General features: G+C 41.1%; 2 protein-coding genes. One reads left to right on the forward strand and one right to left on the reverse strand.

Annotation, left to right across the window (positions count from 1 at the left end; genetic code table 11):
* A partial coding sequence (locus A3738_RS30005) for an SDR family oxidoreductase (protein WP_156504303.1) occupies positions 1–187 on the reverse strand: 187 nt, incomplete at its 3' end.
* A gap of 162 nt (positions 188–349) precedes the next feature.
* Between A3738_RS30005 and A3738_RS16200 the strand changes: the two genes are divergently transcribed.
* On the forward strand, positions 350–922 hold a 573-nt coding region (locus tag A3738_RS16200), incomplete at its 3' end, for an insulinase family protein (protein ID WP_197473887.1).

The following is a 922-nucleotide window of genomic DNA, read 5'->3' on the forward strand; positions in this document are numbered from 1 at the left end:
ATATAGTCTCGCCACGTGCTAATAACTTTTCTACAAGAAAGCGTCCAATAAAGCCGGTTCCACCGGTAATGAAATAACTCATCGTTTTATCCTTAGGCAGTGATCTCAACACGTATGCTGAGCTAATTCTTAGATTTATTAAAATTTGAGGAACAAAAATGCGCTCAATGATTCCTAATGCAATCAATATAAGTCACGTCCTCATAGAGCAACAACTCCAATTTTTTATAATTCAAATTTTGTTAAACGCACGATCAAACTATAGTAATCACAACCGGATCACTTTTCCGATAACAAGCAGTTGCTAAGCTACGCTCGGCTTTATTCCAGTTTCAAGGAGACCCACTCGGTGATATACCGTACGCTTCTCGCCTTTGGCACACTATTTTTACTCGCGCTCAGCGCAACTTCATCAGCAATTGAACTTAACTTCGATATTGAAAAGAGTCCTAACGACAAACGTGAATATACATCGTTCACTCTCGAGAACAAACTCGACGTTCTAATCATTTCTGACAAAGAAGCGGACAAAGGCGCTGCTTCTCTCGATATTAAAGTGGGAAGTTCACACGACCCAATCGAATTTCCAGGATTGGCGCATTTTCTTGAGCACATGCTCTTTCTCGGGACCCATAAATATCCAGAGCCTGACGCATATCAAAAGTTTATTAGCGAGCATGGGGGCGGTCATAATGCCTACACATCACTTGAACACACTAATTACTTCTTTGATGTGTCCGCCGAATACCTAGAGCCAGCACTCGATCGTTTCTCTCAACAATTCACTGCACCATTGTTTAACGCAGATTATGTGCAACGAGAAGTCAATGCAGTGCACTCAGAATACAGTTCAAAAATCCAAGATGATGGTCGTCGCTACTTAGAAAGTTTCAAAGCCATATTAAATTCCGATCATCCCTAC

This window comes from Oleiphilus sp. HI0066 (genome assembly GCF_001635725.1).